The following is an 18,561-nucleotide window of genomic DNA, read 5'->3' as shown; positions in this document are numbered from 1 at the left end:
AGCTCATGTCCATCAAACCGATTGAATTCAAGGATGGCCGCCTGCGCATGATCGATCAGCGCCTGCTGCCCACCGAGGAAGTCTGGCTAGAATACACCGATTACCAGGGGGTCGCCGAGGCGATCAAAACCATGGTGGTACGCGGAGCGCCGGCTATTGGCGTGGCGGCGGCCTTCGGGGCGGCCTTCGGGGCCCGGGACATCGAGACGGTGGGATTCGAGGCTTTTTTTCGGGAGTTTGAACAGGTTTGCGCCGAGCTGGCCGCCACCCGGCCGACCGCCGTCAACCTCTTCTGGGCCCTGGATCGTATGAAGGCCTGCGCCGCCCGTCATCGGGAGCAGACCATTGCCGAGGTGAAGCGCCTGCTGCTGGCGGAGGCGCAGGAGATTGGCCGCGAGGATGAAGAGATCAACCGTACCATGGGTGCCCATGGCGAACCCCTCATCCCGGGTGCAGCGCGGATTCTCACCCACTGCAACGCCGGCGCCCTGGCAACGGGGGGCTACGGCACGGCCCTGGGAGTCATCCGGGCGGCGGCCGCCGCCGGCAAGGTAAACCGCGTCTATGCCGATGAGACCCGCCCCTTCCTGCAGGGCTCCCGCCTGACCGCCTGGGAGCTGCACAAGGACGGCATCCCGGTGACTCTCATCTGTGATAACATGGCGGGCTACCTCATGAGTCGCGGAGAGATCGACTGTGTCATTGTCGGCGCTGACCGTATCGCTGCCAACGGCGACACGGCCAACAAGATCGGCACCTACACGGTGGCGGTGCTGGCCCGCGAGCATGGGCTGCCCTTCTACGTCGCCGCGCCCATTTCAACCCTCGACCTGAGCCTAGCCGACGGCAGCCTGATCCCCATCGAAGAGAGGGACCGCCGCGAGGTGACTCACGTCGGCGACAAACAGTTGGCTCCGGACGGTATTGACGTGCGCAACCCGGCCTTCGATGTGACCCCGGCCCGATTGATCACGGCGATTATCACCGAACGCGGCGTGGTCAAAGGCGATTACCTGACCGGTCTGCAGGCGCTGGCCCAGGGGGACTAAATGGATCGTGCCGGGTTGAAGCGCCGCCTTGAGAAAATCGGCCTGGAAGAGGGCCCTGACGGGCTGCGGGCCCTGATGGCGGAGCTCGGTTTTACCGAGCCCAAAAAGAGTGCTACCAACCTGCACCTACTGGGGCAGCTGCTGGCAGATGCGACGCTAGTGGCGGCTGTGGTGGCCGAAGCCCTCGACAGCGCCGATCCCGATCAGTGCCTCAATGGCAGTGAACGCCTGGCCGACACCCTGCCGCGCGACGCCTTTCTGGCAGTCATGCGCGACCCTGTTCAGCGCCCCCGCTTTTTAACCCTGGTGGGGGCTTCGTCGTTTCTCACGGCGATTCTTTGCCGCAAAAGCATCTATTTTCACGATCTTTTTGTCGGAGGTGAGTTTGACCGCCATAAGGACGAGGCGGCCATGCTGGATGAACTGCGCCAGCACATTGCCGATGAGGCCTCTTTTGATGACTTGCAGCGCGGACTGCGCCAGTACAAGGCCCGCGAGGTTTTGCGCATCGGCAGCCGTGATCTCTGCGGTCTGGCCGGTCTGCAGGAGGTTACCGCCGAACTCTCTGCTCTGGCGGCGGCAACGCTGCAGCGTGCCTATGAGGTCTGCGACCATCTACTGAGGCTTGAAACCGGCACCCCTCTCCTCGATGTGCCCGAGGGCACCTGTCCCATGGAGCCGGAATTTACCATCCTGGGCATGGGCAAGTTCGGCGGGTGCGAACTCAACTTCTCCTCCGACATCGATATCATCTACTTCTATTCCTCCGAGCGGGGCCGCACCACCGGGATCGATGACGGGCGCGGCGGCCGCAAAAACAGCCTTCACCTTCACCAATATTTCGTCAAGCTGTCCGAGATGATCACCCGCGCCATCGGCCAGGTGACGGCCGATGGTTTTGTCTTTCGCGTTGACCTACGTCTGCGTCCGGAAGGGAACAGCGGCGAGATGGCCAATTCCCTGCGCAGTGCCGAGGTCTATTACGAAAGCTGGGGGCAGAGCTGGGAACGGGCCGCCATGCTCAAGGCCAGACCGGTGGCCGGTTCTCTCCCCCTGGGGCAGCGCCTGCTGCAGAACCTTGAACCCTTCATCTATCGCCGCTATCTCGATTACGCCATGGTCGAGGACATCAAGACCATGAAGCAGAAGATCAACCAGAGTCTTTCCCGCGAGCAGGAGGGGGAGCTCAATCTGAAGCTGGGGCGCGGCGGCATCCGCGAAATCGAGTTTTTCATCCAGGCTTTGCAATTGATCTACGCCGGCAAAAATATGGACCTGCGGGAGAAAAATTCCCTGAGGGCCCTTGCCTTGCTGCATAAAGAAGGACTGATCGAGGAGGCAGACTGCCGGGTACTGACCGGCGCCTACATCTTTCTGCGCACAGTTGAACATCGCATTCAGGTAGTGCAGGAGCGGCAGACCCATTCGCTGCCGGTCGACAAACGCGAATTTAAAAGCCTGGCCCGCCGCTGCGGTTTTCCCGACGAAGAGGCCTTCTCCCGCTGCCTGGAAGAACATCGACGAGCAGTGGAAGCCATCTATCTCGATCTCTTCTACACCTCGGAAGAGGAAATCCGGGAAGAGGTGCGGCCGGAGATTACCTTTCTCTTCGATCCGGCCGCCGACATCGATTACGTCAAGGATATGCTCGAAGCGAAGGGGTGTAAAAATCCGGATGCCGGCTACGAAGTTCTTTTGGTGTTGCGCGACGGTCCCCCCCACGCCCACCTGACCCAGAAGGCCCGCCGGCAGCTGGAGCGCATCGCTCCCCTGCTCATGCAGGAGGTGCTCGATTCACCCGAGCCTGACATGGCCCTGCTCAACCTTGAGCGTTTCCTCAGCGCTTTGCGCGCCCGCGGCACCTTTTTCGCCCTGCTGGCCGAAAACCGGGAGATCATCCGCGTCCTTATCTCCCTTTTCGGCACCAGCCAGTTCCTCTCCCGCATTTTTATACAGCATCCGGAAATCCTCGATTCCCTCGTTTCCCGCTCCTATGCCGTCTCCTTCAAGCCTCCTCAGGATATGGAGAAGGATCTGTCCTTGCTGATGCAGACGGCGCCCCATTACGAGGACAAGCTCGATGTGCTGCGGCGCTTTCGCAATGAGGAGATGCTGCGCATCGCCCTGAACGACATCCACGGCAAAACACCCCAGGGTGAAGGGACCTTGCAGCTGTCCCAGTTGGCGGATATCTGCCTGAAAAAGGCCTATCGCATCAGCAGGAATGAACTCATTCCCCGCTTTGGTCTGCCTTTTTGTGCCGACGCGCAGGGGGCCGAGCATGAAGCGGCTTTCGCCATTGTCGGCCTGGGCAAGCTGGGGGGAATGGAGCTGAACTACCACTCGGATCTGGACATCATTTTCATCTATGAGGGAGAGGGGCAGACGCGACCTGTGGAGGGGACGGAGCCGGATCGTTTTCGTCAGCAGAGCAACCAGGAGTATTTCGCCCGCCTGGCCCAGCGGATCATTTCCGTATTGACCCTCATGACTCGCGAGGGGTATGTCTACCAGATCGATACGCGCCTGCGGCCCTCTGGGAACCAGGGTCCCCTGGTGACGAGTCTGTCGGCTTACGAACACTACCATCAGTCTTCAGCCCAGATCTGGGAGCGCCAGGCCCTGACCAAGGCCCGGGTGGTGGTTGGCCCGGAGACGCTGGCACACCGCATTGCCGAGCTCACCGAGCATATCGTCTATGAGAGGCCGCTGCCTGAGACATTGCGGGAGGAGATCTGCCGGCTGCGTAATCGGATGGAGAGTGAGATTGCCCGTGAAGGCGCCAGTCGGTTGAACATCAAGACCGGCCGGGGGGGGCTGGTAGACGTGGAGTTTATCGCCCAGTACCTGCAGTTGCTGCATGGCGGGCGTAGCAAGGCACTGCGGGTGACCAATACACTGAAGGCTCTGGAGGTGCTTCACCGCAAGGAGCTGCTATCCGATGACGACTTCGATGCGCTGGACAGTGGGTACAAGTTTCTGCGTCGCCTGGAAAACAAATTGCGGTTGGTGCACGACCAGTCGATCAGTGAGCTTTCCAGTGATCGCACCTACCTGCTCAAACTGGCGCGGCGCCTGGGCTATCCAGATCGGCCACGCCGACCTGATGACGTCTTTCTCGAAGAGTACCATGGCACCACGGAAAACATTCGCGAGGTTTTTTCCCGACTTCTGTGTGAGTCTTAGGCGCCAGTTAAAGGGGGCGGAAAGAAAAAGAAGTCGCCAGCCTTCCTGAAACAGTCTTCACCAACCTCCGTTCGCACTCTCCCCATCAGGGTGCGAACGATAAAATTTCGTATCCGATATCGCTCAGCGGGAGTGACATGCTCAAAAATAGCCCCCGCCTCCCAGCGACCGGCGCGACTTTGCGCGTAGATGACCACTCCCTGCAGCCGTAGGACCACATCGTCCAGTTCCACCTCGACTTCCAGGTCTTCCTCTGGTACCAACTCCCGGGAAAAATAAAAACGCATGCCGCGGTCAGAAAGACTGGAGAGCCTTGTCTTCTCGATGCCGCCGCGTACACGCAGATGAATAGGCCAGTCCATTTCCAGACGGATATGGGCGCGCGGAAAGGGATAAAAAGGCGCCTCGACGGCGATCCACAGCTCTTCTACCCGCAACGGGAAGGCAAGAGTAGTCGAGAGGCCGGCCGGCGTTTGGAGGGCCAGCCCCTGGGAGGCGGTGGCGGTGACATGCAGTCCTGCTGCCGGGGGGGAGTCGGCCAAGATAAAGTGCCATTGTCGCAGCAGGCTGTGCAGCACTTCCTGCAGAGGTTCTTGAGGAAGGTCGAGAAAGGCGTTTTTGATCGCCGGGGAAAGGGAGTAAGGGTCAGTCAGCATGGTGGTGTCGTTCCAAAAAAGGATGTCTTCTTGGCTTGGATAGAGGTAAACGCCGCCCTCGACCCTTTTGTTCCATTTTAGCGCCCTTTGCCTATTTTTCCACGGGGCCGAAATCTTTCAGATGGGGATCGAGCAGATGGCGAGGCTGCACATTGCCGAGGGCGCGAATCATACTCTGGCGGATATGGGGGATTTCGATGGATAGATCGCTGATCAGCTTTTTCATGCGCTGGCGTTTCTGATCCTGGCGGGCATGGGCCGGGCACGAGCAGCACACGAGCGGGAAAGCGTTTTGACGGGCGAATTCGGTAATGTCCGCTTCAGGGACGTAGACGAGGGGGCGGATCACCGTGTGCCGGCCATTATCGGCCAGCAGCTTGGGGCTCATGGCTCCCAGGGTGCCGATATAGAACTGGTTCAGCAGCAGGGTCTCGATGGTGTCGTCGAGGTGATGTCCCAGCGCCAGCTTGTTGCAGCCGAGTTCGTCCGCCACGCTGTACAGCACGCCCCGGCGCAGGCGGGCGCAGAAGGCGCAGAAAGAAGAGCCCGGCCGCCGTTTTTCTGTAATGATGCGGTAACACTCCGTATCTTCGACGCGGCAGGTAAAGCCATGTGCGTGCAGGTGTTCGGCGATGATGTCCGTGCGGAATCCGGGATAGCCGGAGTCTACGGTAACGGGAACGAGCTCATAACGGATGGGGGCCCGACGGCGCAGCTGGTCAAGAATATGCAAAAGGGTGTAGGAATCCTTCCCTTCTATCCAGTAGGTTTCAGAAAATGCGAGACTAAAGTGCGTGGCTTGATTGACAAAAGCCCAAGGAAATAGGGTTTTCAGTGTTCCGTAAACAGGCCAACGCGAAGTAAATGTTTTACGGAAAGTTTCAATAGTGTAAAGGAATGTCATCAAGTGCTATTTTTCAGTCACGGTAGGGTCGTTTTAAATACAATAACCTTTACAAAAAATCAGGGGTAGATTTCGGCGTGTTATCTCTTCCCCGCGCCGCGTCCTGTGTGATTCGCGACACCCTAGGTTCTTTTTTTGTTACTGAGCATGGCTGCCGCTGGCAAAAGTGGACACCACCTATTGCCAGATAGTTTATGGCGTGAAATGAGGCTTTTCTTGGTTCTCCAGCTTCTATCGCGATTCTTCAAAGACATATAAAAGCTTCAATGTTTTACTTAACCAAAAACAATAAGGTGCTCTCTGCTCATACCTAAAGACTAGCTCTTTATCCCTCTCGTGTAGGAACATAGCACAGCGAAAAGAATTAATTGAGCATTTGTTCCAAGGGTATGCTTCACTTACGAGTCGAATCTACCCATCTTCAGCGATTGTTAAGCTGGGTTGACGTCTCACGGCAGACAGTGAAGAATCATCAAACCCTACATCGACTAATCTCCCATCATTTTTTTAGGACTTCCATTTATATCTAGCCGCATTACGTTCGGAGAGAAGAGCAATCAACCATGTATTTAGGGCACGCCTTCTATCTCAGCTCGTTGAGCCGAGGAGCGATGGAGGCTTCTGGGCATTCTAAGTCGTATCTGGCCGCTATAATCGGCAGCCTTTGTGGGTTCAGGAAGAGCCGTTCCTGTGGTCCGAAGAGACTCAATAAGAAGATTAAGTGCAATATTTGCTTCTTTAAGGGCTTTTTCGGCTGTCTCTCCAAACGCCGAAAGCCCTGGAAAATCTGGACAGGTCACGATAAATCCGCTGTCTTCATCGCTCCACAAGAGAATGAATCCATATTTGGTCATTTTGTCCCCCATGCAATGCATTGTAAGATCAAATTCGTCCTCCCTTGTAAATCGGCAACGAAATCTGTGTCATAAACGGGGTTCAACCTCAACCCACTGTGAAACTGGTTTGAGTCTAATTTCATTGACTTGTAATTTTTTACGATGTTGGACCACGTGCTGATGATGGGTCAAAATTGACAGTAGATCAACACCCATTTTAAAATGGGAACCCATTTATGGGTGCTACCGTCCTGGTGGATCATCTTTCCCGTCATAGGAGAACACTCTCATTTTTTGCGATGGACACCCCGTTTTTTGTCCTCTGGAGCCACTTTGGCTTTCTGGAATTGATTTTTAACCCATGTGTAGCTTCAAGTGCCTCCTTCGCGGCAGTACCCTGCGTGAAAATGTCTAATACCCCATCAGCGTTGACGGGATTCGTAGTGCTCGATCAGAGCCATGACCTCATCTCCCGGAGCTTTACGATTTGATGCCTGCGTCAAACGCTTGTCCAGTAGACCGTCCAGGCCGTTCGTGATAATGATCGATATAGCGCCGAGAGGTACGGTCAGTTACTCCCAGCATGCGACTGGCCTCCTCCTGGGTCAGCCGATTTTACGTCCATAGATTCAAGATTTCTTAGAATTGCACTTTCCGGGTCTCCTGTAGCAGTTGAGGCCGTTTCATAGTCATCCTCCTGGTATAACCATGAACCGGGCAAACCTTGTGCTACAAGTCCGGACATTTTATTTGCTCGTGACACACAGATTTCTAACACCTTGACAAAACAGAAAAATATCGGTTGAATGATTTTTGATTTTTTGGAGGGACGTCGTGGCGAAAAATTCATTGTAATATTTCATCGCCACCGAGCTAGCACTTCAAGCTACTCGGTGGCATTTGTTATTTAAAGGCATCTTTAGCTCTGATGGAAAAATGCAGCTTTTATTGCTTTAGGATGCCTTTGTAAGTATTTCAAAATAAAATAAATTTAACCATTGGCCTATTTAATTGAAGAGATATTATGTCAGGTTATTCTTGTAGATGTTACTCTGGCTGTTTGGTGGAAATTTTTTGACCGTAATAGTATAAATATAAGATTCGAGAATTCGCCTTTTCGTTCAATTGCATGTCTTCCTCACGGAGTATAAAAGACGGGAAATCCCAATTCCTTTAATCTTTTACAGGGTTAAACCTTGACCTGTATACGTATCCTCTTTTTTAGTCCTACAGAATAGAGAGGCAATATCTATGAGCCAATCAAACGGCTTAATATCATTTCTGCGTCACTACGGACCTATACCTGCCGGGGATAATATGTATGACGAATTGATCCAGACTGAGATCGAGCGTCATGGGATTGACCCTGTCATTCACCTTACTCCGGCAAGGCTGAAAGAGGTTCAAGAGAACTTCGGATCGGCAGAACCTTGCAACGTCATATTGACGGGTACTGCTGGCGACGGTAAGACCTTCCACTGCCGCCAAATCTGGACCGTTTTCGGTGGCGATCCTGAACATTGGAATGCGGGCGAAAAAATTGTCTCTTTAACTCTTTCGGCTTCCGAAAAAAAGTTGACCATTGTTAAAGACCTGAGCGAGCTGACACAGGAAGAAAAAAACAAAATGCTTGCCAACCTGGCCGCGTCTGTCTCCGGCAAAAATTCTGAGAATGTATATCTTGTCGCGGCCAATGACGGTCAACTCCTGGCAAGTTGGCGTGATTGGTCGGAAAGCCAGGGAGAGGACGAACACAAAATTTTCAAAATCGTAGAGGACATGCTTGTTGAGGACCGTACAAGAGACGATGTTCTTCACCTAAATCTCTACAATCTCAGCTGCCTTGACGCTTCTGATCATTTTCAGGAACTGATTGAACAAGTGGTTGAGCATCCGCAGTGGTCTCAGTGTAACGGCTGTGACCTATTGAAGAGCGACGGCTCAACGACCTGCCCCATCCGCATAAACCGCGAACGACTTCGTAATGGAAGTAAAGGATCGGTATTTCGCAAGCGGTTAGGAGAGCTGATGAAGCTTGCGCGTGCCAACCGTATGCACATTCCCATCCGAGACTTACTTCTTCTCGGTGTCAATATACTGTTGGGAGATCGGCAGGGCGGACAGATTTTATTGACCTGCCGCACAGCAAAGAATCGCGCTGAGAAAGAAGATTATCGCTTAACGAACCCTTATGCCAACGTGTTCGGAATGAATCTATCTGATCGCCAAAGGCAACAATATCAAGTATTCAATATCCTCGAAGCCTTTGGCATTGGCCGCGAAACTGACAATAAACTTGATAACTTGCTCATCTACGGCTCGTACAGCGATTCAAAACTCTACACTGATTTGGTTTCCAAAGACGCTTATTATGGTGCACCTGCGTATGAACAATATTTGCGCGACTATCTTGAAGGAGCCCGAGAAAACATTGAAGAATTTATGCAGGTACTGTCGAGACAAAGACAAAGGCTCTTTTTTTCCCTTCCTGCCGAAAGCACCTTTGATCCTTGGCGTCTAACAGTATACCAGGCGGCAGGCCAGTTCCTGGAATTTATTGAAGGTTTAAAAAACAGTGGCGACACATCGCGGACAGTAGAACTACTTGTCCGAGGACTTAACAGAACGTTTTGCGGCATGATGATTGACGACGGAACGGAGCTTTATCTCGCTTCTTCCGGTGGTGATGGTCGTGGTCGGATAGCCTCTCTTCTTAATTATGATTTACCGACAACCCGGCATAAAAGAGATCCTTACCTCAATTTTAAATTAGGAGGCGATGACGCAACGCCATGTATGCAAATTGTTGATCCAGCCGCAGATGTTAATAGTATCGTTGACAGCCTCACTCTTCAGCTTACTCACTTTGAATATCTTGTCCGTGTAGCAAATGGTAGTTTACCCGCAAGCTTCTCCCGTCAATGTAATGAGGATTTCCTAGACTTCAAATTAAGGCTGATCAAAAGGCTCGACGATCTGATTGGTGAAGAGCCATTCAGCGATGAAATCAGCTTACAAGCACTTACGGTGGATGAGCATGGTCGAGCCCATCCCGACAATGTAAGGATCAGGGTGGATTCATGAGTACACGTCTCGAAGCTCCTGCAAAATACAGAAGCGATGTTAATGTTTGGGTTGACGAGGCCATCTGGGGACACCGCCTTTACAATGACCAAACGCCATGGCTTGTGTTTCTGGAGTTCCTTGCAATTTTTCAGTCAAGGAATGCGGAAGGAAAAGCTCTGAAAGAGAGCCGAAGTGATGGCGCACATGAGATGTTCACGTATTATATTCCACGCCTTATTCCTCTGCGGCAATTGGTCTTTAACAACCCTCACATCAGGTATGTTGAAGACAATCACCAGTCCGATCCAGAGAGATGGCGGGCGTGGTTGAAAACGTTTTCTTCCGACGATGACTTCGGATATCTACAAAACAGGTTCGGCTCATTTGCCCGTCTTTCACGAGTAGTAGAATTTTTTCAAACCACAGCGATTGAACCACACCGTCAACGTCGATGGACATCTCGCTTTCTATTTCCATACGGCCCGAACTGTCTTTACGCGGATTTACCCGCAAATGTAAATGGAAGCCCAGACAGACGATTCTTTGCAAGAAGCGGAGAACTTCTTTACCTAATGCTGAACCGCAGCGGCAAGGGTAAGGACCTAGCAGAAATGATTTCTGAAAAATTGCTTCGCCAAGATGAAACCTGGAATCGCGTCGTTCGTGCCCTGTTACCTGAAGGGTATAGGATTGACTCGAACCTGGTATCTAGCACAATTGGATATCTACCTTTTGCCGAGCGACCAGAATACGGCGACCTTGCCGAGACGTGGACCCTCCTACTCAATTTGGACTTATCCGGCGAAACACTGCTTGATCCGTTGATGCGTTTATCCTCATTGCACATGCTTCTATACATGCTCAAACGGGCTTATGAAGAAGTGGGCGACACCAGCGAACCAAAATTCGTATTGGAAATTGCTTCGCCTCGCCGAACAACCCTGTTCGAACTCTCAAAAGAAAATTTTGGGGCGAACCGGATGCTATCGACACGCGCAGTTCGTGCATACATCGAGTCTGCTAAAGACGACGAGCGCTGGCGCGAAGCATTACAAGCCAGAGCGCCCGCAGAAGCAGTACGAGAGTATCTTGCTGAACGCTATGAATGGCAGCCGGATGATGGTCCGCCGTCCGGTGATCCGGAGACGATCTTTGAAGCTCTTAGGACCTACGCTGAAAAGCGCCACCAGCAGCACGTAGCTAAAGTGCATATGGAATGGGCAAGGCAAATTGGATTGGCGGTTTCGCGGCGAGGTGCAGGAACATGGTACTCACCTGATGATTCTTTGCTCAAAGCCCTAGTCATGTGCATTGTGGATGAAGGCCGGGAGGAATATCACCGCTTTCTGGCCAAGCTCTATGACCGATTCCGCTTGGTTATAGGGGCGAACGAAGCAGAGAAAGCGTTTGGAACTCTCCCGACTGATCAAAACGCCTTTATGCAAAATTCACAGCGCTTAGAGCAACGGTTAAGGACATTAGGGCTACTACGCCGCCTTTCTGATGATTGTGCCTACGTTGAGAACCCGTTTAGGAGTAATACATGACAAGAAACGAACTCATCGCGGCGGTCGCACTCGAATTCATAAAGATTCACTTGGATCAGGAGCCGGAAGGCTCAATACGCTTTTGCATGCTCGGGCTGGAAGCATCACTCGTGCGTTCTATTGCAGAAACCGTATTGTCTGATTCAGACACGGCATCAGATGTTTCGGTGAGAATTTCCAGTTTATTCGATCCTGAAAACACACTTCCTGCTGACGCGAGAAGCGACCAATCCATCACCCATTGGCGTCATTGCAGATTGCCGGAAAACATACGCGCAGTGCTCTTTGCCGCATCGCAAGAAGAACTCCAACGGAATGATAAAAGCGTTGAAAAAATCACAAAAATTGAAACTGACACACTGAGAACCTGCTATGACGCTTGGATTGATCAGGTTGGTTTGACCTCAGTATATCTTGAGGGGGCCAAGCGCGAACATTTACTGACAGCCCTTATGTCCGCAAACAATACCCATTCTGCGAGAACTATTGAGACATTTGCAGATTTTATTCTTTCTATTGCGGAAGGAATTATTTCCAAGGGGCTACCTCTTCAAAAAGCGATTGATAATGCCCTTCCAAGCCTGAAGCTTCCACGGTATTCAGGTTACTTTGATCGCATACCTGAAAATAAACGCAAATCCACCAAGGAATGGGACAAAATATTTAAAGGATTACAGAGCAAAGTTCGCCCTCTTCTCGTTTTGGAAACTGAAAAAGGGGAGCCGATTCCGCGTGAGCAGCTTCGCGCCAACTTCGCGGACATTTCCGACCGTCTAGACGAAGTTGAACGTCAGGCAATTCAAACCTTCTTGAATGCTGATTTGCGTATTGATGATTGGTCCGACGCACAAAAAGGATTGGTAGACCTAGACTGGCGATCCGTTTCTGATCTTTTCGAGGGCATTACAAAGACCTCATCGGCACCTCTCGGTGAAGAAACCATCAAGTTCTTTGATGACGAGTTCGACGATCTACTTGAAGAGGAAGAGCGGGAACTGCTTTCAAGCAATTTCCCCAAAGACCCATCGAGCGATTTACAGGACTTCTTTGAAACGCACCGAGAGCATTTTGCGCGAGACAAAAAGCTGTCTGGAAAATGGGAACGTTATATTTATCGCAACCCCCAAACTTACCAGGATTTTCTGGTTGGGCTGCTGGATACACTGGACAGCTTACGCCGCAGAGTCAGTGATGATGAGCTAAGAGAAAAGAAGCTGACAATTCGCATTCCCAATGCCCGAGAGAAAAGTTTCTGGCGCGGAAAAAATCCGAAAGTTGCAAGATACTTCGCGTTTCGATACCGAGGGCTACAAAATGTCTTGGGAGACAAGGTCGAATTAGATTTCGGAAAGTTTATGGAGTTTTACTTTCCACAAGTCGATGACGATCTTGCCAAAACAACATCCGGCTCTAAAGAGGCCCGATCTATCAAGTTCGAGGTCATTCTCGATCCCGAAGGGACTAAGGCCAAGCTAATATTTCACTGGGAAATGCCCGTTGATGCAATTGCAACCGCAATGCCTGATGACTTATTGAGTGTGGCCAATCAAAAAAGACCTCATGCTTTATTACCTACAGCGGATATCGCCAGGCAATCTGTCAATGCGAAAGGAAGTATCCAGCGAATCGCATTAAATGATGTAAACACAATCCGCGACGTGACAAATACAAATGATGGAAAACTTGTTGCTCCAAATAAGGATAGCGGTGATCGAAGCGACGCTTTTCTGAACAACCTCAACGATCTCTCTGGTGTATTGGGGGAAGATGCCACAACGGTCATAAACCTGCGATTTAAAGCCTTTCAGGTCGCCTATTCACAGGCCATTCGTGACTGGGTTTCAACTAAAGGACCGGGAATTAGCTCAGACGCGTTTTCCCGGCAAGCGGCAGCTTATGATGACTTACTTGTTGCCTTGGAAGAGCATGCAAGCAATGATCTCGCCCGAGAAAAACTCTGGCAGGAAATTCTGCGATTGGGTGTGGCGAACGTCGGTGCCGGGAGTCCAGCTGCCATCGTCACGCCGTGGCATCCGCTGCGTCTTGCCGAAATTCACATTAAAGCAGGCCAGGCCGGAAAACTTATTGATGATGTAATAAATGCGGAAGAGGATGATATTTTCCGCGCCGACCTTCTGTTTTCTCAGGTTCAGTCTGAACTACTTGCAAACTATTACCCGGAAATTTGTATCGGGTTTGATCGTGATCAACCGATACTACTCTCTGCGGCTGACACCTCGTATGACTATACACTCGCTGAGCCGCCTCTAAGGAGAAACCGGCAGGACGGAGACGACGCACTTGACATTGAGCCCGGAGTTGCTGCCAAAGCCTTTGGCAATGTCGGAGAGCAGTATTTGAAACTTCTGCCTCACGAGCGCAGTAATTTTTCGGTCGTTCTATATAACGCGGAATCCAAAGCATTACCGGGTGCTTTGGCCGCAGAGCTTTCCAGCAAGGTTGAACAAGAGAATCAACTGCAATGCGACCTCTTACTCACACATTCAGAACCCAAGCGGATTAGACGGATTTATGAGCAACAGAATGTCACTGTTAACGAAGATTCCGGTTCGGTCATGGCCAGTGAAGCCGCCAGGAATTTCCTTTCCAGGCTCCGCGTAGGTTTTCTTGACACGGCCCAAATCCCTGATGACGACAATGACCGTGCTGTCGATCTGGTGGCACTTCAGGATGTTGTAGCGCGGAACGCTCAGCTTGTTTGGAAAAGAACTCCTGGCGACAGGCATCCTGAGCTACTAACTCATGTTCCGGCACGTTGGTCTCGTCGTCGTCCGATTGGTTTGGCGGATACTGCAACATCAGTGTATTTAGCTTGTCCAGTGCAACCACAATCCGGCCAGAGTTATCTCAACCTCATTCATGGATTCCTTAAGGGAGATAACGCACCGCCGGGAAATGTTATCCCTGCCCGAGAGGTTAATTTCCGAGATGGCGATATAGGCAGCGTATTTACCCAAACACACAAGATTGGTGAATGGGTTGTGAACTTCGATGAACTGGTTGACCGCCGCCTCCTGAGCAACAATGGCGTTCGCGTTATTCGCCATATACGAGACCGGCAAGTAAATCGCAATATTGTTGTCTCAACAACATCTAAACCCAAACTCTTGCGTGTGCTTCTCAAGGAACGCTTGGACAGGCTCGATCCGGCAATCACCTCAGAAGATGAATCTGTCATCGACCAACTGATTGACCAAGCCAATACGCTGTCCGGTCAAGTGGTCATGCGTGCTGCCCGATATGGTCATTACGCAAATGAGTTGCTCGGCATCGTGCTATCCATGGAGAAGATTCGTAGTGGACTTGGCGATTCAAGCTTGCCCATAGGCTGGTATTTTCTGGATGATTTTGCGTCCTGGTTCGGACAACAGGAAGAGCAAATTGCCGATATCATGGCCATCGCCCCTCGTATTGTTGATGGCAAGCCTGTTCTCAAACTGGCGATATCGGAAGCAAAATTTGTAAGTTCTCGCGGATACAGAACACAGGCTAAGAAGTCAGCCAAACAACTCGAAGAAACCGTTGCTCGTGTGGGGCGAGCAATTGATCCCCATCACAAACGAATTGATCGTGAAATCTGGCTTAATCGTATAGGTGATTTCATGATTGAAGGTATGGAGCCGTTTGATCCTGCGCCGATGAACGGCTGGGACTTACACAAATGGTCAGATGAAGTCAGGCAGGACAAGATATCGATACAGCTAGCAGGGTTTTCACATGTCTTTATTCACGACAATGATGAGTACGTTGATGGAGGTGATGCCACGCCTCTGAAAGGTATGCCACACTGTACCCAACAAGTGTTTGACAAAGCCAGTGTTGCCAGGGCATTCCGTAAATTTGCCAAGAAAGGCAAAGTGCCAGAAGAGCAACCGGAAGCCGAAAGCGGCACATGGAGTGACGCTCTTGTTTCCACGGGACCAATTTCAGAGCCCCTTGAAGCAACGACTGACTCTGTAGCCACCACTCAATCTCATCCCCCTGCTCCCGAGCCAGTAGAGAGTGATCTTGCAGATGAATCAAAAGTCAAAATAGAACCGGATACTGTTGTCCCTACTCCGACTGAAGATTTCCCTTCACCTCAACCGGACTCCGCGGCAGAAGAAACCAAGTCCACTATTCCAGATGAATTGTTAGAAATGTGGCCGTCGCGACAGATTGCCGAATGGGTCAATAACGGTTCTGCTTCTGAGGAAGACGACGAAGACACCAAAGCCTGGCTTGACAATACCGTCAAAGCTTTGCAAAGGGCATTGCGCGGGTATGAAATGACTGCTGAGCTCATTGGTGCGAGGCTCACGCCAAACGCTGCCCTTGTTCGCTTCAGGGGCTCAGATGACCTCACAGTTCCCAAGGTTGAGAAGAAGCGCCAAGAACTTCTGACCTCGCACGCCGTTGATGTCATCAACGTACTGGCTGCTCCGATGGAAATTATCATAATGGTCAAACGACCACATCGGGCAATTCTGCGGTTGCAGGATTTGTGGCGAAGACGACAACTTCCCTCAACAGCACCGGAGTCCAATACCAGCTTGCTGCTTGGTGCGAAAGAGGCAGACGGGGAAATTCTGTATCTGAATGTCGGCAACGAGTTTGGAGGAAACCAACCACACGGACCTCACACCTTGATTGCCGGTGAAACAGGGAGCGGCAAGGGTGTTCTGGTACAGTCGCTGCTTCTGGATATTTGCGCAACAAATTCTCCTGAAAAAGCGCGCATCCGCATGATTGACCCCAAAGCCGGGATTGATTTTCCCTGGCTACGCAACATGCCTCATCTCGACGGTGACCTCATTACCGAGCAAGACGAAGCTATCCACGCCCTCGAAGAGCTAGTGGCCGAAATGGAGAGAAGAAACCGCCTGCTTGCAGAAGCAGGTGTTTCCAAGCTAGACAACTACAACCGCAAAGTTCTCCCATCCGAGCAACTTCCCCGAATTTGGTTGTTCCACGATGAGTTAGCGGACTGGATGATGATCAATGAATACAGAGACGCTGTTGATTTAAATGCAAGCCGTTTGGGCGTCAAGGCACGGGCAGCAGGAATTAACCTCGTACTTATTACACAGCGACCGGATAAAGACGCATTGCCGATGCAACTTCGTGCCAACTTAACAAACCGGCTAGTTCTTAAGGTTGCAGATAAAAAGAACTCTATACTTGTTCTCGATGAGCCCGGTGCTGAGAGACTACTCGGTCGCGGACATCTTGCTGCAAAGCTATCGGGCGAAGGGAGAGTTATTTTGGCTCAAGTGCCATTTACTTCAGAAGACGAGATAGAAAAGCTAGCGGACATCATTAGGCGGGCATGGTTAAAGAGAACTTCAACTAATTAGGACAGTGAATTTAAATAGTCGATCCCTTCGTCCAACGAGTCAAAGACTACATTTGAGGTTTCTTGTATAATTTTAAGGTACCGCCCGACCTCAGGCGAATGGAGAGACTTTTCATCAACGAATAGTATATGTTTTCCTAGAGCTGCGGCGTAACCAATCTCCAAAGAGAGACCAAACCCCCCAGGGTTTGTATCTTCAAAATATGCAAATATTATATCACTGCTCTTGATGGCCTCTAAATCCCATTCTGTATAAAGTCTGGGGTCAGAGAGTCCGTTTTTGCTTGGGTCCTTATATTCGAAATTCTTGGCTGCCTGAATCACTTTCACTTGCCAACCTGAATAGTGGCCTCCTGACAGATATACAGTTTTAACTGGCTTGCCCACTTTATTGGAAGAAATATCCGGTTTTAGAGTTGCGAAATAACAGTCTATCGGAAGACGGCGCGCCCGATCAAAAAACTCTCGCTCTCTTAATATGAACGGAAATGCAACAACTAGCGAAACCAGAAAAAGCTCTGCTGTGCAACCGACACCTTCCCCAAAACCGACATAACTCGGCAACCAAACAACAGCTTGAATAATCGCCAGGAGGAGAATGCTTGTTGCTATGCCTTGGCTCAAAAGACTGAGAAACATAAATCTGATCGTGGTTTCCTTGTCAGATGAACTAATAGATGACATCGCCACATTCCTTAGCGATTGTAGCGATGCCTCTTCAGGAAGCTGAGCTTTAATAAATTTGAACGCCGCACTTTTTTGAAGTTTTTCATCTATCTCCTCATTTGACAGAAGTATATCCTTTATTCTTTTTGGAAGCGTCCACAAAATAACAGGACACGTTAATATCTTAAGATATATCGGTATAAAAATGTAACATCCAAGAGCTGTGAGGGCGGAACCTACAGCATATGATGCACCTACGAGGCTCCAATATCCTAGGCTATTTGAAGGCGTGAAATTCTCGACGAACTCTTTAGGAAGGACAAAGTAAATCCCGACCAGAAATAAAAAACCTGGCAGCAGTTGACCAATGATCTCAAAGAAAAACTTTTCTATTGCCGTAATTATATTTTCAGGGTTCATTTGCATCCACTGGCTTTGAATTTGCGCTTTTAAAATCATTTATGACAAGCAAGACACACTTTTGCTTTGCCATAAAGATCATCAATATCCAAAGGCTCGCTGTCTGAACGTAAAGGATTAGGTTGTGACTTGTTTTTCTGTCTGGCTAAACGCTGCTCGTGGTCTTCTTTGATTTGCTTGACTCGTTCTGGCTTAGACAACTCTTCCAAAGACTCGCCTTGGCTCCAGGTAAAAGGAGATCCATGGTCGACGGCATTTTTTTCATAAGCTTTAGCTTCTTTAAACGCATCAGGATGGCGCTCCATCAGTCGTACCCACTCAATCTTTTGTTGAAAAAAACAAAAGGTGCAGCCGCTACGGGTGCGCCATGAATAGTAACTAGGAAGCCCCAGACCGGCTCCTTCCAAAATATCCAAAACGCCTGCTTTATCGATCCCGACCTCTTTAAATGGTAGTTTTACTATTAGGTTATCATCTTTTGAAGTATAGCCTTCACGGTATTCCTCGTCACCACGAATAGCAACATAACTATATATCCTCGTACCATCTGCGAGCAAGGGACGCACCCATTGCTCAAAAGGTCTCAACTTCAACTGGCGTGTACACCATCTCGTCTGCGCAGAGGGTAAAAAATCATTGTACTGCTTTAACCAGAAATCAAAATCACGGTCGGGGTTAAGCTTGAGTATACGTTGACCTAAGAAGCCTTCAAGCCTTCCTAGGTATTCGTAAACCTCAGGAAGCTCTTTGCCCGTATCGGTGAAGAAATATTCAATATCAAGATCTGGATGATGCTGGCGCATGTATACAGCAAGCGCAGCACTATCTCGACCGCCGGAAAGTCCCAGAACGTGTATTTCATTTCCAGCCATATC

Annotated in this window: 9 protein-coding genes and 1 pseudogene; 5 read left to right on the top strand and 5 right to left on the bottom strand. The window is 50.7% G+C overall.

Annotation, left to right across the window (positions count from 1 at the left end; all coding sequences use genetic code 11):
* The first annotated feature begins 5 nt into the window (after positions 1-5).
* Together mtnA and glnE are read left to right on the top strand one after the other, a co-directional pair.
* Positions 6-1,049 (top strand): S-methyl-5-thioribose-1-phosphate isomerase, encoded by a 1,044-nt coding sequence (gene mtnA, locus AOP6_RS14245; RefSeq protein WP_155877388.1) that lies wholly within the window; start codon positions 6-8, stop codon positions 1,047-1,049.
* On the top strand, positions 1,050-4,235 hold the full coding sequence (gene glnE, locus AOP6_RS14240; RefSeq protein WP_155877387.1) for a bifunctional [glutamate--ammonia ligase]-adenylyl-L-tyrosine phosphorylase/[glutamate--ammonia-ligase] adenylyltransferase: 3,186 nt from the start codon (positions 1,050-1,052) through the stop codon (positions 4,233-4,235).
* On the opposite strand, the gene AOP6_RS14235 is transcribed toward glnE, so the two are convergent.
* From AOP6_RS14235 to AOP6_RS14225, 3 genes and pseudogenes are all read right to left on the bottom strand, one after another.
* The gene (locus tag AOP6_RS14235; protein ID WP_155877386.1) at positions 4,232-4,891 is read right to left on the bottom strand and encodes a PilZ domain-containing protein; all 660 of its coding nucleotides are present in this window, start codon (positions 4,889-4,891) and stop codon (positions 4,232-4,234) included. The genes glnE and AOP6_RS14235 overlap by 4 nt on opposite strands.
* A gap of 91 nt (positions 4,892-4,982) precedes the next feature.
* Positions 4,983-5,645, bottom strand: a pseudogene (gene ttcA, locus AOP6_RS14230) (tRNA 2-thiocytidine(32) synthetase TtcA); the annotation flags it as partial.
* A gap of 719 nt (positions 5,646-6,364) precedes the next feature.
* The gene (locus tag AOP6_RS14225) at positions 6,365-6,649 is read right to left on the bottom strand and encodes a type II toxin-antitoxin system HicB family antitoxin (RefSeq protein ID WP_213194626.1); all 285 of its coding nucleotides are present in this window, start codon (positions 6,647-6,649) and stop codon (positions 6,365-6,367) included.
* 1,299 nt (positions 6,650-7,948) lie between these two features.
* Here AOP6_RS14225 and AOP6_RS14220 point away from each other — a divergent pair.
* Genes AOP6_RS14220 through AOP6_RS14210 form a run of 3 tightly spaced genes read left to right on the top strand, consistent with a single transcriptional unit; the run spans position 7,949 to position 16,601 of the window.
* Positions 7,949-9,715: a hypothetical protein gene (locus AOP6_RS14220; RefSeq protein WP_213194625.1), complete on the top strand. Its 1,767-nt coding sequence runs from the start codon at positions 7,949-7,951 to the stop codon at positions 9,713-9,715.
* Entirely contained in the window at positions 9,712-11,244 is a 1,533-nt protein-coding gene (locus AOP6_RS14215) for a hypothetical protein (protein WP_155877383.1), read from the top strand. The genes AOP6_RS14220 and AOP6_RS14215 overlap by 4 nt, the downstream gene beginning before the upstream one ends.
* Positions 11,241-16,601 carry an FtsK/SpoIIIE domain-containing protein gene (locus AOP6_RS14210; protein ID WP_155877382.1) on the top strand — a complete coding sequence of 1,787 codons (5,361 nt, stop codon included), beginning with the start codon at positions 11,241-11,243 and terminating at the stop codon, positions 16,599-16,601. The genes AOP6_RS14215 and AOP6_RS14210 overlap by 4 nt, the downstream gene beginning before the upstream one ends.
* Here the strand turns inward: AOP6_RS14210 and AOP6_RS14205 are convergent.
* Together AOP6_RS14205 and AOP6_RS14200 are read right to left on the bottom strand one after the other, a co-directional pair.
* Entirely contained in the window at positions 16,598-17,725 is a 1,128-nt protein-coding gene (locus AOP6_RS14205; RefSeq protein ID WP_213194624.1) for a hypothetical protein, read from the bottom strand. The genes AOP6_RS14210 and AOP6_RS14205 overlap by 4 nt on opposite strands.
* On the bottom strand, positions 17,722-18,558 hold the full coding sequence (locus AOP6_RS14200; RefSeq protein WP_155877380.1) for a phosphoadenosine phosphosulfate reductase family protein: 837 nt from the start codon (positions 18,556-18,558) through the stop codon (positions 17,722-17,724). Before AOP6_RS14200 ends, AOP6_RS14205 begins: the two co-directional genes overlap by 4 nt.
* Positions 18,559-18,561 lie beyond the last annotated feature (3 nt).

Origin of the sequence: Desulfuromonas sp. AOP6, from assembly GCF_009731355.2 — a bacterium.
Lineage (GTDB): Bacteria > Desulfobacterota > Desulfuromonadia > Desulfuromonadales > SZUA-540 > SZUA-540.
The sequence above is the reverse complement of the archived record's forward strand: the minus strand, read 5'-3'. Positions and strand labels throughout refer to the sequence as shown.

What these genes read in the sequence shown, in the direction of transcription:
- mtnA (WP_155877388.1), top strand. Translation starts at nt 6, where the DNA reads ATGTCCATCAAACCGATTGAATTCAAGGATGGCCGCCTGCGCATGATC.
- glnE (WP_155877387.1), top strand. Translation starts at nt 1,050, where the DNA reads ATGGATCGTGCCGGGTTGAAGCGCCGCCTTGAGAAAATCGGCCTGGAA.
- AOP6_RS14235 (WP_155877386.1), bottom strand. Translation starts at nt 4,891, where the DNA reads ATGCTGACTGACCCTTACTCCCTTTCCCCGGCGATCAAAAACGCCTTT.
- AOP6_RS14225 (WP_213194626.1), bottom strand. Translation starts at nt 6,649, where the DNA reads ATGACCAAATATGGATTCATTCTCTTGTGGAGCGATGAAGACAGCGGA.
- AOP6_RS14220 (WP_213194625.1), top strand. Translation starts at nt 7,949, where the DNA reads ATGTATGACGAATTGATCCAGACTGAGATCGAGCGTCATGGGATTGAC.
- AOP6_RS14215 (WP_155877383.1), top strand. Translation starts at nt 9,712, where the DNA reads ATGAGTACACGTCTCGAAGCTCCTGCAAAATACAGAAGCGATGTTAAT.
- AOP6_RS14210 (WP_155877382.1), top strand. Translation starts at nt 11,241, where the DNA reads ATGACAAGAAACGAACTCATCGCGGCGGTCGCACTCGAATTCATAAAG.
- AOP6_RS14205 (WP_213194624.1), bottom strand. Translation starts at nt 17,725, where the DNA reads ATGATTTTAAAAGCGCAAATTCAAAGCCAGTGGATGCAAATGAACCCT.
- AOP6_RS14200 (WP_155877380.1), bottom strand. Translation starts at nt 18,558, where the DNA reads ATGGCTGGAAATGAAATACACGTTCTGGGACTTTCCGGCGGTCGAGAT.